This window comes from Bacillus sp. V59.32b, from assembly GCF_003429085.1.
In the GTDB taxonomy this organism is placed as follows: Bacteria; Bacillota; Bacilli; order Bacillales; family DSM-1321; genus Peribacillus.
Genome location: NZ_QVTC01000041.1, coordinates 13,380 through 28,002, shown reverse-complemented (window position 1 = coordinate 28,002; position 14,623 = coordinate 13,380). Strand labels below are relative to the sequence as shown.

Annotated in this window: 12 protein-coding genes and 1 pseudogene; 7 read left to right on the top strand and 6 right to left on the bottom strand. The window is 35.2% G+C overall.

Annotated elements, in window-relative coordinates:
* Positions 1-77: 77 nt before the first annotated feature.
* Positions 78-287, bottom strand: a complete 210-nt coding sequence (locus D0463_RS10165; RefSeq protein ID WP_117307295.1) for a YdiK family protein — start codon at positions 285-287, stop codon at positions 78-80.
* Positions 281-1,012, bottom strand: a complete 732-nt coding sequence (locus D0463_RS10160) for a CPBP family intramembrane glutamic endopeptidase (protein WP_117307294.1) — start codon at positions 1,010-1,012, stop codon at positions 281-283. The genes D0463_RS10165 and D0463_RS10160 overlap by 7 nt, the downstream gene beginning before the upstream one ends.
* A 320-nt stretch (positions 1,013-1,332) precedes the next feature.
* Between D0463_RS10160 and groES the strand changes: the two genes are divergently transcribed.
* Both groES and groL read left to right on the top strand, forming a co-directional pair.
* Positions 1,333-1,617, top strand: coding sequence for a co-chaperone GroES (gene groES / locus D0463_RS10155; protein ID WP_117307293.1), 285 nt, complete (start codon positions 1,333-1,335; stop codon positions 1,615-1,617).
* 61 nt (positions 1,618-1,678) lie between these two features.
* Entirely contained in the window at positions 1,679-3,310 is a 1,632-nt protein-coding gene (gene groL / locus D0463_RS10150; protein ID WP_117307292.1) for a chaperonin GroEL, read from the top strand.
* Positions 3,311-3,392: 82 nt separating this feature from the next.
* Here groL and D0463_RS10145 read toward each other — a convergent pair.
* Positions 3,393-4,603 (bottom strand): annotated as a pseudogene (locus D0463_RS10145) (tyrosine-type recombinase/integrase).
* Positions 4,604-4,898: 295 nt separating this feature from the next.
* Here D0463_RS10145 and D0463_RS10140 point away from each other — a divergent pair.
* Genes D0463_RS10140 through D0463_RS20265 form a run of 3 tightly spaced genes read left to right on the top strand, consistent with a single transcriptional unit; the run spans position 4,899 to position 7,556 of the window.
* On the top strand, positions 4,899-5,909 hold the full coding sequence (locus tag D0463_RS10140; protein ID WP_117307291.1) for a hypothetical protein: 1,011 nt from the start codon (positions 4,899-4,901) through the stop codon (positions 5,907-5,909).
* 10 nt (positions 5,910-5,919) lie between these two features.
* Positions 5,920-7,278: a hypothetical protein gene (locus tag D0463_RS10135; protein ID WP_117307290.1), complete on the top strand. Its 1,359-nt coding sequence runs from the start codon at positions 5,920-5,922 to the stop codon at positions 7,276-7,278.
* Positions 7,275-7,556 carry a YkgJ family cysteine cluster protein gene (locus D0463_RS20265; protein ID WP_117307289.1) on the top strand — a complete coding sequence of 94 codons (282 nt, stop codon included), beginning with the start codon at positions 7,275-7,277 and terminating at the stop codon, positions 7,554-7,556. Before D0463_RS10135 ends, D0463_RS20265 begins: the two co-directional genes overlap by 4 nt.
* A gap of 103 nt (positions 7,557-7,659) precedes the next feature.
* Here D0463_RS20265 and D0463_RS10125 read toward each other — a convergent pair whose 3' ends face one another.
* On the bottom strand, positions 7,660-8,235 hold the full coding sequence (locus tag D0463_RS10125) for a site-specific integrase (RefSeq protein WP_117307288.1): 576 nt from the start codon (positions 8,233-8,235) through the stop codon (positions 7,660-7,662).
* 331 nt (positions 8,236-8,566) lie between these two features.
* On the opposite strand from D0463_RS10125, the gene D0463_RS10120 reads away from it, so the two are divergent.
* Positions 8,567-10,495 (top strand): ATP-dependent nuclease, encoded by a 1,929-nt coding sequence (locus tag D0463_RS10120; RefSeq protein WP_117307287.1) that lies wholly within the window; start codon positions 8,567-8,569, stop codon positions 10,493-10,495.
* Positions 10,488-12,410: an ATP-dependent helicase gene (locus D0463_RS10115; protein WP_117307286.1), complete on the top strand. Its 1,923-nt coding sequence runs from the start codon at positions 10,488-10,490 to the stop codon at positions 12,408-12,410. Before D0463_RS10120 ends, D0463_RS10115 begins: the two co-directional genes overlap by 8 nt.
* 983 nt (positions 12,411-13,393) lie before the next feature.
* On the opposite strand, the gene D0463_RS19600 is transcribed toward D0463_RS10115, so the two are convergent.
* Complete coding sequence (locus D0463_RS19600) at positions 13,394-13,564, bottom strand: hypothetical protein (protein ID WP_174234311.1); 171 nt, start codon at positions 13,562-13,564, stop codon at positions 13,394-13,396.
* Positions 13,565-13,605: 41 nt separating this feature from the next.
* Complete coding sequence (locus D0463_RS10110) at positions 13,606-14,301, bottom strand: hypothetical protein (RefSeq protein ID WP_117307285.1); 696 nt, start codon at positions 14,299-14,301, stop codon at positions 13,606-13,608.
* Between the last annotated feature and the right edge of the window lie 322 nt (positions 14,302-14,623).

Below are 14,623 nucleotides of genomic sequence, written 5' to 3'. Positions count from 1 at the left end.
CATACAAAAAACCCGAATAAGAGACTTTTTTAAGTGTCCATTATTCGGGTCATAGTTCAGACCAGGCAGCGTTTTTCTTACTTCTTTTTATTTTGGGCGGCCTTAATTTTGAAGTGAAGCATGATCATCCGAATGCCCGAACCGAAATCAAGCGTCGCAAGGAGAACAAAAAGATAGGAGAAAAACCCCCAGCCGGACTCTGATACATTCCGGATCGCAAAAATAGTGAAGAGAGTACCTAATGTGATGTAAAGTAATCCTGCTGTTAAAGGCGAACGTCTTAACATAGTAAACCTCCGATAAAGCCTTGTACGTTTTCCATTTCTTTTAGCATCCCATCTATTTCATCCCGATAAACTAATTGAATAATCACGACTAATGTATTCATGGCCACATGGGCGAAAATAGGGACGATAATCCGCTTTGTTTTTACATACAAAAAAGCAAAGGTAAAACCCATGGCTGAATATAAGATGATATGAACCAATTCGAAATGAGCAAGGCCGAAAATAATGGAACTAATTAAGGCTGAAATAAAGAAATTGAAACGCTTATAAAGAGACCCGAAAATGATCTTTCGGAAGATGATTTCCTCTAATATCGGCCCGATAACCGAGCTGACGAAAATCACAAAGGGTACATGTTCGATTAGCGAGAGAATTTGCTGGGTATTTTCAGAGCCGGTCTCAATTCCGAGCATATTCTCAATTGCTCCGGCAATGGATTGCGCAAACAAGGCCAGAAAAACGCCGGCAATGGCCCATCCAACCGAAGAAGGAATCGAAGCTTGATTCCGGGCGTCGATATTTTCTTTCATATCCTTTCGCATGAAAAAAAGGACGAGAACGAGGGCAATAAAAAAACTGAAGATAATCCAATATCCTCCTGATCTAACCAGGTCCGAAGGGTAACCCAAAGCCATCCTCACGCCCTCTACAATGGGAATTCCGATGATGGTCGATAATTGCATGACGATATAGGTTATGATGACAAACCAATACTCTCTTCTCAAATTATTTTTTCCCCTCTAATGAATTGTTTGCGTACCCAATTGGTCATAATAGATACATTGCTTTTAAAAGCGTATCAAAAAATATAAAAGAACTCCACTATATGAACTGTACACACCCCTTTTGCATATATGGCGATGTAAGCTATCACGCTATAGTATTCCTTTCAACATTTAAAATTAATGAGAAATTTTTTACCAAGATGCTTGCAATAATGGGGCGGTTTAATTTAATATAATAATTGGTGTTAGCACTCGAGAGTGATGAGTGCTAACAAGTAAAAAGTACAATTTATCAATAGAATTTGAGGAGGTTGTTTTACTTGTTAAAACCATTAGGCGATCGAGTTGTAATTGAATTGGTTGAATCTGAGGAAAAGACTGCAAGTGGGATCGTATTGCCGGACACTGCAAAAGAAAAGCCTCAAGAAGGCAAAGTAGTAGCCGTTGGAACAGGCCGTGTGCTTGAAAATGGCGAACGTGTTGCTTTGGAGGTTGCACAGGGCGATAATATTATCTTCTCTAAATATGCAGGTACTGAAGTGAAATATGAAGGTACTGAGTACTTAATTTTGCGTGAAAGCGACATTTTAGCTGTTATCAGCTAACATCCGCACATACTTAATAGACTAAAACAATATTGTAAAAACGATTGGGAGGTATTCATAAATGGCTAAAGATATTAAATTTAGTGAAGACGCTCGCCGTTCCATGCTTCGCGGGGTAGACGCTCTTGCGAACGCAGTAAAGGTAACGCTTGGGCCAAAAGGACGCAACGTGGTTCTTGAAAAGAAATTCGGTTCACCGCTTATCACAAATGACGGTGTTACGATTGCAAAAGAAATCGAGCTAGAAGATGCTTTCGAAAACATGGGAGCAAAACTTGTAGCTGAAGTTGCAAGCAAAACAAACGATGTTGCCGGTGACGGAACAACTACTGCAACTGTTCTTGCTCAAGCAATGATCCGTGAAGGACTTAAAAACGTAACAGCAGGCGCAAACCCAATGGGAATCCGCAAAGGGATTGAAAAGGCAGTGAAGGCAGCGATTGTAGAATTGCAAGCAATCTCTAAACCAATCGAAAGCAAAGAGTCTATCGCACAGGTTGCAGCGATTTCTTCCGCTGACGAAGAAGTTGGCCAATTGATTGCAGAAGCAATGGAGCGCGTTGGCAACGACGGCGTTATCACAATCGAAGAATCCAAAGGCTTCACAACAGAGCTTGATGTAGTAGAAGGTATGCAATTCGACCGCGGATATGCATCACCATACATGGTAACGGATTCAGATAAAATGGAAGCTGTCTTAGAAAATCCATATATCTTAATCACAGACAAGAAGATTGCAAGCATCCAGGAAATCCTTCCTGTCCTTGAACAAGTCGTTCAACAAGGCAAGCCGCTACTCTTGATCGCTGAAGATGTTGAAGGGGAAGCATTGGCTACTCTTGTTGTGAACAAACTTCGTGGAACTTTCAACGCAGTAGCTGTTAAAGCTCCTGGCTTCGGTGACCGCCGTAAAGCGATGCTTGAAGATATCGCTGCCCTAACTGGCGGTCAAGTAATCACGGAAGAAGTAGGCCTTGACCTTAAATCGGCTACAATTGAATCTTTAGGCCGCGCTTCTAAAATCGTTGTATCAAAAGAAAACACAACGATTGTTGAAGGTGCTGGAGAGTCTACACAAATCCAAGCACGCGTAAGCCAAATTCGCGTTCAATTAGAAGAAACTACTTCTGAATTTGACCGTGAAAAATTACAAGAACGTCTTGCTAAACTAGCTGGCGGAGTAGCAGTCATCAAAGTTGGTGCTGCAACTGAAACAGAATTAAAAGAACGTAAACTACGTATCGAAGACGCATTGAACTCTACCCGTGCGGCTGTTGAAGAAGGAATCGTTGCCGGCGGTGGTACTGCCCTTCTGAACGTATACAATAAAGTAGCTGAAATCCAAGCTGAAGGTGACGAAGCGACAGGCGTGAACATCGTATTGCGTGCAATCGAAGAGCCTGTCCGCCAAATCGCTCACAACGCTGGCCTTGAAGGCTCTGTAATTGTTGAACGCCTTAAGCACGAAGAAGTCGGAACTGGTTTCAACGCTGCTAATGGCCAATGGGTAAACATGATCGAAGCCGGTATCGTCGACCCAACAAAAGTAACGCGTTACGCCCTTCAAAACGCTGGATCTGTAGCGGCTATGTTCTTAACAACTGAAGCGGTTGTTGCTGACAAGCCGGAAGAAAACCCACCTGCAGGAATGCCTGACATGGGTGGAATGGGTGGAATGGGCGGAATGATGTAATAATGCTCCTCAACCCTTGATATGACTGGATTTGTAAGTAAGATGAGAGTGGAATGCTAACATTTTGCTAACATTGAGGATTTTAACGGAGGCTTCTCATTAGTTCACCGAACTTTTGAGAGGCTTCTTTTTTCATTTCTTGGGTTACGTGGAGATAAACATTTTTCGTGATTTGATCATCGGAATGGCCAAGTCTGTCCATGATCTGTTCGAGTGAAACACCAGCTTCCGCTAGAAGTGAAGTATGTGTATGTCGTAAAGAATGCGGTGTTAACTCTTGGTTAAGACCTGCAATCCTAAGTAGCCTAGCCATTCTGTTTTGTACCGTCTTGATTACAATAGGGTATCCAAATTGCCGTTCCATTTTGGCAAATATAAAGTCTTTATTATGATAAACATCCCCTAACTGTTCGACTACTTTATTTTGAACATCTTTATGTTTCATCAAAGTATTTATGACCTCTTCATCCACAATGATTTTTCGTCTGGATTTTCGCGTTTTTGGTGTGACAAGCTGGTACTCTAATGTATTATTATTGGGATTGTAATACGTTTTAGTAATACTAATTGTCTGGTTTTTAAAATCAACATCTTTCCAATTAAGGGCAACTAATTCTCCAACTCTAATTCCGGTGTATGACAAGATTAGGAACATCAAATAGTCCAATTCAAGTCCCTGTTCCCTAGCAGTCCTTAGAAAAAGAGCAAGTTCTTCTTTTTCAAGGTATTTAGGGATTTCTTCTTCCTCTAGCTGTTCAACAGTCTTCTTATCTTTTTTAAGGTAAGCAAATTCTGTTGGGTCCTTTTTAATCAGTTCTAATTCCAATGCCTTTCGGAAGATCATCCTCCAAGTACGATTAATACCGCTCATTGTGCTGTCAGAATACCCTTGTTCTTTTAAATCATTCAATGCATCTTGATAATTCTTTCTTGTAATGTCTTTTAGTTTGAGACGAGCAAAGTAGGGCATCAACTTGCCGATTTCATGAATCCTGACACGAATTGTTCCGGGTTTCACATTTTTTTATCTCTGTAGATTTTAAGCCACTCATTTGCAAACTCACAAAATGTTTGGTCTGTTTCTTCAATATATGTTCCTTGATTTATTTCATGGATTAGAGCGGCAGCAGCTTCTTCAGCTTCTTGTTTTGTTTTAAAACCTCCTTTTCCTTTTTGTTTACGTTTACCAGTTAATGGGTCAATTCCGTCATCAACCATAAAGGCCCACGTAGAACCACAAGTACATTTTTTCTTTTTGCACTTGCAACCTCTTCTGTAGAAATGTCCTTTCATCTCATCTTTTTACCTCACTTCCTAGAATATTTAATGACCGATAACCATTATCTCCATTTTTAATTTAACAATTCATAAGGCAGATATAATTAGTTAAGTAGTTAATAATAACAAGCTGATAAGAATGAGCTGAAATAACTTATTAGTCAAAAAGTACTAACTGTAAAATGGATTACAATATATTAGAGTAAAAAAGTTATATTAAAAATGGTAAATTTAGTTTAATATAAATGCCAATTTTCACGCTACTTGTGATATAAAGAAATTATAAAATAAATAGAAAGTAGGAATAACTATGCCATTACCATTAATTCCATTAATCGTTGCAGGAGCGGCGGCTGCATCTGCAGCAGTTGCAGGTAAGAAAGGTTATGATTCATATCAAAATATGAAAGAAACAAAAGAATTAGCAGAAGAGCTTGAGTCTAAGTATAAAAAGGCCTATAAGAGTTTTGAAACAGGTCGTGATGAAACAAATAAAACATTTGAAAATTACGGTAGTTTAAAATTAGGGATATTAGACGGAACTATGAAACAGTTTGTAGAAAACTTTAAGCAAATCAAAAATGTTAATTTTAAAGGTGAGGCAGTAACAGACAAGTTTGTTTCAAATAGTGAGATTGAACAGTTCGTTTTAAACGTTGAGAAACAAGTTGTGAAGGCAGGACAAGTTATGACCGCGGGAATTGCTTCATTAGCAGGTGGTGGTTTAGCTGCAATGGGAGCAGTTGGAGCTACTACGACATTTGCGGCGGCCACTACAGGTACTGCAATTGCTACTCTTAGTGGAATTGCAGCACAAAATGCGACATTAGCATTTTTAGGCGGAGGATCGTTAGCTGCTGGAGGTTTAGGTGTCGCAGGTGGGACCTTAGTTTTAGGAGGGATTGCTTTAGCACCTGCTTTAGCTATTGGAAGCTTGATTTTTGCTGCATCAACAGAGAAAAAATTAGAGGAAATGTATGCTAAGAAAGCAGAAGTAAATACAGAAGTGCAAAAATTAAAGTCTGCTACAGCTGTTATGACACAAATTACGAGTACGACTAAGAGTATGCAGGAATTGGCTCAAAGTACGAATAAATTATTAATAGCTAATATTGGAAAAATTGTGGAAATAATTAATCAAAGAGGAAATGATTTTAGAAATTATTCTACAGAGGAACAAGTCATCATTCATAATAATTATAAATTAGCGATTATAATGCGTGATATTTTAAATACTACAATTTTAGATGAAAAAGGAGAATTAGTACCTAACCTTCAATCGGTTATTACAGCTGAAAAGCAAAAAATCTCGGCTATTTAGGAGGGAGAATATGGTCGCATTACGCCAATCGGATATTGACTTTATTGCTGGACAAGTTGTCAGCGAAACCGTCGAAAGACAAGGAAATGCTTTAATTGAAACTGTTGCAGGTTCAGAACAGTTGATAAAAGTCGCTAAACAATACATCAATTGTGCTAGTGATAAGACACAAGGTCGGATGTTTGAAATTATAGAATCTACAAAATTTAATGCTGCTGCAGCAAAAGCAGGAAGTGTATTAAGGGCAGTAACAACTGACCAATTAGGAGAACCACATGCTGCAGCTGACATATTAATCCGTAATCCAAATGGTGATGTTTTAAAAGAAATTCAAGCTAAATCTTATAATAAAGCTGCTACTACGGCGCGAGCAGTAGCAGAAGCCAAATATAATGGAATGGATCGATTAGTAAACGTTGAAAATGAAGAAAAAGTAAATGAATTAATTGAGAAACGAATGAACTCGAATGGTATTTATGCTCAGGATTATAAGGATGCACATGGCTCTATTAAAGGCCAAACTGAGTATGGGGATATTAAGAGTGGCGGTACAACTTATGAAGAATCAACTCGTGCTGCGGAAAACCCAGACATATTTGCAGCTGAAATGAAAAGAGCTGAGTTTATCTCTGGTGCCAAAAATGCAATGCTCGGTGGCGCATTGGCAGGGGCCTTTGTAGGTGGAACCATTAATGCAGCTCAAGGAGTTTTCAAAGGCGAATTTTGTGTGAAAGAGACAGGAAAAGCAGCAGCGAATAGTGCAGCCCGTGGAGCTGTCATAAGTGGTGTATCATATGGCTTGAAGTATCTAGGAAAGAATAATCCAATAATGTCCGGAAATGTCGTCACAGCTCTTGCAAGTTCTGCAGTTAATATTACAGAACTTACGTATAAATTTTTAACAAAAAAAATCTCAACAGAGGAATATGTTGAAGGTTTAGGATCAAATGCTGTAAGTTGTTTTTCGGGTATTGTTATGACTGCTGCTGGTGCAGCCTTATTTGGTCCTATTGGAGCCGCTGTTGCAGGTACGGTGGCATTGATCGGCATGAAGCAAATTTATAAAGTTTTCACTAATGTTCGGGAAGACTTGCAGTTAGCAAAGGAAGCACGTCTTCAAGCAGAGGCTTTGTCGGAAGTACTTATTCAACAAATTAAAGAGGAAGAAGAATTATTAATTTCCCATTATCAAGAGTATGAGTCTACTTTTGTTGAGTTAAAAAAACTCGTTGATCTAGCTATTGTTGATGACAGTTTAACTGAAAAAGCAATTGTATCTTTAGCTGAGGGCCTAAATGTTAAGTTCAAATATGAAACGTTGGATGAGTTTGAGGCGTTTATGTTAAGTGATGACGAGCTAGTGTTATGACACGATTTCCATGTACATCCTGTGGAGCATGTTGTTCATCGATAGATGGTATAGGGTTTCTAGAAGAATATAATCAAAACGGTAGATGTACTAAGTTAAATAATAATGAATGTTCCATTTACGAATCTAGACCTTTATTGTGTAGAATTGATGATTCATACGATCAAATATTTTCATCTTATATGACTAGAGAAGAGTTTTATCGCCAAAACGCGAAAGCCTGTAACGAATTGCAGGAGAAATTGAATATTGATATTAAATATAGAGTGTATATATAAGGTTTAAGAGCTTAGCATAATAGTATTATGGCCTGCTAATATATTGAGGTTAGTTACAAAAATAACTTTTATGTATTGAAAGCAAAATGCTTTCATTTTGCTTTCAAACAAGGCTACTCATTAATTTACTAAATTTATCAGATGCCTCTCGTTTCATTTGATTTGTAACGTGGAGATACACCCTTCTTGTTACCTCATCATCGTGGTGACCTAAACGCTCCATAATTTCCTCCAAGCCAACGCCAGCTTCTGCAAGAAGTGACGTATGTGTATGGCGTAGGGAGTGTGGAGTAAGATTTGAATTTAATTCGGTCTGCTTTAATATTCGAGCCATTCTGCTTTCGACAAATTTAATTAAGATTGGATAGCCCGGATGACGGTAAACGTTAGCAAAGACATAACTGTTATCATTGTAAGAGGCACCTAGATGTTGAATAATCATTACTTGTTCTTCTTTTAGTTTCTTTAACGCTACAGTATCTACAACAATTTTACGTCGGGATTTTTTGGTTTTTGGAGGAACCAACTGATATTTAACGGTGTTGTTATCTGGATTATAGTATGTTTTTGTAATATAAATTGTGTGATTATCGAAATCTATATCCTTCCACTTTAGAACAACTATTTCACCAACACGTATGCCTGTGTACGATAACGTAATAAAAATGGCATCATCCATAAAAAGTCCATTTTTCCGGATTGTTTAAGAGAAGCTATCATTAATCAACCAGATAAAGGTATGGGTAAAGAGTTTACTGCATTTACAATACCAAAAAATTGTCCAACATTTATCAAGAAAGAATAGTAAATGTGGTGCGTATTGATGATGCCTTTCTCTGTGTGTTAATTTTAATACTTGCTCTAAATGAATACCCTCCTGTTTCTAAAGATGAGAATTTTAAAGGATATTTGAGTAGGCAAAGAATTTTAAAAACTATAAAGAGTAGCTAATTAAATGTAGTTCTGTTCCTCTTTATTCAATATTTTAAATAGACTGGGGGTAAAAAGAAATGTTCTTGAAAGAAGTTAGAATAAAAAATTTTAGAAGTTTAAAAGATATCAGAGTTCCACTTTCGAAAAATACAATTTTAATTGGTGAGAACAATTCAGGAAAAACAGCATTTCTTGATGCTATTAAATTAGGACTTGGCAGATCTAACAAAAGGGTTTCACCCTTTAATGAATATGACTACTATGTAAATGATGAGAAAGGTGAACCAAAGAATTCTGATGGTATAACTATAGAATTTATATTTAGGGAAGAAAAGCCTAACCAGTGGCCTGAAAAAATACCTCAGATATTAGGTGAAATTGTACAACCTATAATGTGGGAGGAAGATGAAGAAGAAGCAATAAACCAAATTTGGTTACGGGTAAATTCTAAATATGATGAAAGTCAAAAAGACTTTATAATAGAAACAGACTTTCTTAATACTGAAGGAGAATCCCTTTCTGGTAAAGCCTCAAATAGTAAATATAATGATTTTCTTCAATTAACTCCAGTCTTCTATTTGCAAGCTTTACGCGATATTCATGATACATTTAGTTCAAACTCTCCATTTTGGGGAAGATTTTTGAAAAAGGTAAATATCCCTGATGGAAAGCTACAGAACATCCAAGATAGTCTTTCTGAAATTAATGAAGAAATAATAAACAGTGATTCGAATTTAAAGGAAATGATAAAGTCTCTAGAAAATATTCACAAAGTTCTGTCATTAAATGATAAAGAGGTTGTGTCAATAAATGCGTTGCCGTTAAAAACATGGGATATACTTTCAAAGTCACAAGTTGTAATGAAAGGGAAAGGAAGTAATGTTAATTTTCCTCTTGATAGGCATGGACAAGGTACTCAAAGCCTAGCAACATTATTTTTATTTCAAGCATATATTGATGTTTTATTAAAAACTACTTTTGAGCAAGAAACAGAAGCAATATTAACTTTAGAAGAACCAGAGGCACATCTTCACCCTCAAGCAAGTCGATCGCTAGCCTCTAAAATAAATAAAATTGATTGCCAAAAAATTATTTCAACTCATTCTCCGTATTTTGTTCAGAATATGAATTTAATGGACCTCAGATTATTCAGAAAAACGGGATCTGAAACTTTAGTTCACTCTCTAATAGATAAAGCTGAAGCTAGAGTGGATGGAAAGGATAGTTTACTTAAATTTATTAAAGCTAAAGGTAATAAATTTTCTTTTAATGAGACTACTAATACACTAGTAGCATTTGAGCCAATAAGTGAACAAGAATCCAGAGGTTTAAATGGTATGTATAAGGGTACTGAATTTGCTGAGGCAATTGACAATTTGATTGTTAAATCACAATTAATCCTTACAAAAGAAGAGAAGAATGACTTGTTTACGTTTGTCCAGAGGACAAGAGGTGAATTGTTTTTTGCTAGAGGTTGGTTATTAGCAGAAGGACAGACTGAGTATATACTATTACAGTATTTTTCAGAGATATTAGACCTTCCACTTGATGATTATGGTATAAGTATAATTGATTATCAAAATAATGGTTCTCCGGGTGCATTCATTAAATTAGCTAAATTACTTGATTTTCCGTGGCTTTTACTTTCAGATAATGATGATCAAGGAGAAAGTACATTATCTCAAATTAAAAAAATTGGTTACATACAAGAAGAAATAGAACAACTTGTTTCAATGCTCCCTCAAAAAGATTTTGAAACGTATTTAGCAAATCAAGGTTTTACTGAGGAATACAAGGCTATTGCAATAGAAAACGGTTATAATATTAGTGAAGATGCATTGGGAATTTTAGATAAAGATGAATTAGCAGAAATTATTAAGAAAGACAAAGTGGGAAACGCAAATAGATTAGTAGAAATCTTAAAAGAAAGAAAATGCAATAGTGAAAGAGTTCCTAAACTTATAAAGGACATGATAGAAAGGTGTGTGAGTATTTCAAATGAATGAACCATTTAAAACAGAGCTGTCCAAATTAACCCCTGTTCAAATGCAAGCTGTTAATTGGAATGAAGGACCATTAGTAGTCATAGCTGGACCGGGTTCGGGGAAAACAAGAGTACTCACCTATAGAATTGCACGGATACTTAAAGACTCAATAAATGAAAACTTCAGGATATTAGGATTGACATTTACGAATAAAGCAGCGGATGAAATGCGGGTTAGATTAAATGAATTAGTACCTGATATGAATAAAAGGTTGTATTTAGGAACGTTTCATAGCTTTTGCGCAGAAGTATTACGTAATCATGGTTCTCATGTAGGGGTGAATCCGAACTTTACTATTTATTCTGATTCAAAAGATTTGGATGAGATTATTAAGGATGTGAAAATGGAATTAGAGAGTAATGAAGAGATAGGTTCGATTGGGACAACAAACCTTCTACCGGTTATACAATATCTTCAAAAGAATCTGATTGAGTCTGGTGTACCATTGGATAAATTTATAACAAACCCTAATTTGAGAAATGCAGTTGAAAAAATATATAAAGGGTACATTAATAAATTAAATTCATTGAACGCTTTAGATTTTGAGTCTTTAATATTTCGAACGTATCTTTTATTCAAAAAATACCCTTTTATTGCGAATCACTACCGGAAAATTTATTCATATATAAGTATTGATGAATTTCAGGATACAAATTATGCACAATTTCAAATGATTAAACAACTAACTAAAAGTAAATTTAGAAACCTATTTATTGTAGCGGATGACGACCAATTAATTTATCAGTGGAATGGAGCAAGTAACAAGCGCATACATGAGTTTAAAGAGGAATATGAAGCTGATATTATTCAATTACCTGATAATTTCAGATGCCCTTCAACCGTTGTTACGTTAGCAAATAACCTTATCGCTCATAATAAAGGTCGGTTAGATAATAAAAAGCCGCTTCATGCTATGAAGGAAATTGAGGATAGTTCTGAAGTAATTCGCTTAAAAAACTTCTTTTCATTTGATGATGAAATGCAGTGGATCGTTAAAGATTTAGAATCAAGAGTTAGTCATGAAAATAGTTCAACATTTGCTGTCATTGCACGTTCTAATAAATTATTGTTAAAGATTTATGAAGAGCTAAAGAAAAAGGACATACCGACGGTCATTTCTAAGAGGAAGAATGAATTTGAAAGTCCACAGATATCTTGGATGCATAGTCTTCTTCGTTTGGCAAATAAAAGGAATGATAAGAAGTTTCTAAATGAAGTAATAAACACTTTTGAGTATTTCACTAAATATGAAATAGATATTGAAGAGGTAATAGCGTGGAGTGAAGCTAGAGATGGCGATTATTTAAAGGGATACTATAATTGTATTTCTTCTCTAGATCTTAGTGATACTTATTTGCAATCATTAAATTTAAACCTTATTGAAGGGAAAAGTTTTATTACTTTTATAGAAGATACACTTCAATGGTTAAATACAGATATATATATTAATCAAATGGAAGAAGAACATAAAGAATTATTTTATGATGAGTTTGAAGTTTGGAAACAATTAATGTCAAGCTTTTATTATAAATACGGATATAATAATGTAACGCTTAGTACGTTTCTACAGGAGCTTGATTTGTCTTCTAAACAAAAAGAACCAGCTGTTGGTTATGTACAGTGTTTAACTATCCATTCAGCTAAAGGTAAAGAGTTTGAACACGTATATATCTTGGGGCTAGTAGAGGACGAACTACCCTCATTTGCAAGTAAGAAAAAAGGGGAATTTAGTATTGAAATGGAGGAAGAAAGACGAAATTGTTTTGTTGCAATAACACGTACTCTCTCTACGCTTACATTAACATATGCGAATAGATACAATGGATGGACAAAGCAACCTTCAAGATTTTTATATGAAATGGGTATTTTAGAATAAAGATATAATACGTTAGCAAAATGTTAACATTTTGCTAACGCAATCCCATGAAAAACGGTAAATTGCCGTTAAAGATGTTACACCTCAGATTTCCCAGAACGTTGATTTACCGCGCTATTTGCACCTCTCGTTAACGATATTACACACTCTCATCTTACGGGCGGCATGATGTAATAACGACTTATAAATATTGATATGTAAAGCTTTATGTATCTAAAGAAAGTCTCTAGTATCCAATATATTAATTGATATTGGTAAGTGAAATAAGAGAGGTTTCCATTAAGTTTAGTAAACTTTTTTGGAAGCCTCTTTTTTAATGTCTTTTCGTATCCTTTATGAAGGTTTGGTACTTAAAATAATCAGCTAATAGTTTGTCACACGAACCTTTCCAATTGCAAAAAATGAAGTCTTATTTGGCGTGCAATTTATATAAATGATAAATATCTCAGTAAATAATGATCTGTTTCTAATAGGTAGTTTTTGTGGATTTAAAATTTTTATTTTGGTATACCTTAGTTGCAACAATTAGTTTTATTATGGAGTTCGTTAAAGGTAATTTTAAAGGGTGCAGTTCAGTTTTCCCTGTTTTTTGTATGTTATCAAAGACACAATTAAAACGAAAAATATCTTTAAACTTTTAATTTAAGAAATACAAATATTTATATAATTATTCCAAATAATAGTTGATAAACTGGAAATGATAGGTTAATAATATGTTCGGTTAACTATGTCTGCAAACTAAATGTTTTAGTATCCGGTTAGCGAATAGCTGATCCGTTTGGGGAATAACGAATGACATGAGTGTAATGATCCTATTACAAAGAAAAAGTGAAGAGGCAAATTGGATTTTATCCAAACTCCCTCTAAAATTCATAGATAGTAAACAAAATGACCCCAGTTAAAACACCGGGGTCATTTGCTAACTCACAAGTTTTTAGTTGATTATTGACTGTTGATTTATAATCTAGAATTTAACATAAGGACTACTTCTTTAAATCTTTTAATTCTTTGTTCACTAATAGTAATCCTGTACCTGACAGAATGGCCGTGATTGAACCTATTGCAGAAGCAATACCAATGTCACCAAACATCATTGTTGATATTAGAAGTCCAATAGCTCCTAGTACTATTAATATAATTGCTATAGCTTTCACGTGGTATCCCCCTAGTTTTAGTCTGAAAGACTGTAAGTTTATTACTCAAATGTATATTCTACTTGTTGTTCAGGGGTGATTTCATCGTATGAAGTAGAATCAGTTGTATATCCGAAAACCAATTTTACTTTATTAATGTCAGCGTTTTTAACCATAAACCCATCTGTATATTCTTTTTTAACTTTTCCTAGGAATTCAGATTCCATTTCGTCATCTGTAGTAATAAAATCTTTCATTTGGCCGTCAATTTGTTCTCCCTTATCTGTAACAACATTCATAAGATCATACCATTCGATATTTTTTTCTTCTTTGTTTTCGGCTTCATATGATACTTGTATATATGTAACTTCATCACCGACTGAATTAGCGTCAGCCATATATTCTAAATCTGATTTGTAATCGTCTGACATATTTGAGAGTTTAATTAATTTCAGGTTATTAATTTTCACTGTTAAAGGTGCGATTTCAAGTGTTTCATTTACCTCTTTAATTTTTAAAAGTTCAGCAGTTACATCTTTTGACTCAGCTTTTTGTCCAATTATTTCGAGGATAGTGTTTCCTTCATCATCCTTCTTTGGCTCAGGTATTTCGTTACTTACTTCCTTTTGGTCGGCAGCTTTTGTTTTTTCTTCAGATTTCTCTTCTGATGAAGCAGCTTCATTAGTGTCTGAGCCACAGCCATTTAAGAGTAATCCAATGGCTAGTAGAGAAGTTCCGAACAATAAAGACTTTTTCAATTTAAAATTCCCCCGTTGTATTATCTATTTTTGTTACAGAAGCTAAAACAAGAATAAGAATCTTTCATTTTTTAGCATTAACAACCAATATTTTAACATATTTCTAGTTAATTCGACATAACTTTTATTTAGTTTGCCGAAATAAAAAATGGTAATTTATTTAGAAGTAGTAATTTTGTTTTGGAGTTTATTATTAGATAATACACAAGCCTAATCCCTTTCCATCTAGACCCATTCTGGAAAAAGCAGTGACTTTTTCTTTATTACGATGCGTCCATCATGTAAAGTAAAAGGAAGAAGGCAAGTCAGAATATCACTAGAA

Coding starts and splice junctions, on each gene's coding strand:
- D0463_RS10165 (WP_117307295.1), bottom strand. CDS start 287: ATGTTAAGACGTTCGCCTTTAACAGCAGGATTACTTTACATCACATTA.
- groL (WP_117307292.1), top strand. CDS start 1,679: ATGGCTAAAGATATTAAATTTAGTGAAGACGCTCGCCGTTCCATGCTT.
- D0463_RS10140 (WP_117307291.1), top strand. CDS start 4,899: ATGCCATTACCATTAATTCCATTAATCGTTGCAGGAGCGGCGGCTGCA.
- D0463_RS10135 (WP_117307290.1), top strand. CDS start 5,920: ATGGTCGCATTACGCCAATCGGATATTGACTTTATTGCTGGACAAGTT.
- D0463_RS20265 (WP_117307289.1), top strand. CDS start 7,275: ATGACACGATTTCCATGTACATCCTGTGGAGCATGTTGTTCATCGATA.
- D0463_RS10125 (WP_117307288.1), bottom strand. CDS start 8,235: ATGGATGATGCCATTTTTATTACGTTATCGTACACAGGCATACGTGTT.
- D0463_RS10120 (WP_117307287.1), top strand. CDS start 8,567: ATGTTCTTGAAAGAAGTTAGAATAAAAAATTTTAGAAGTTTAAAAGAT.
- D0463_RS10115 (WP_117307286.1), top strand. CDS start 10,488: ATGAATGAACCATTTAAAACAGAGCTGTCCAAATTAACCCCTGTTCAA.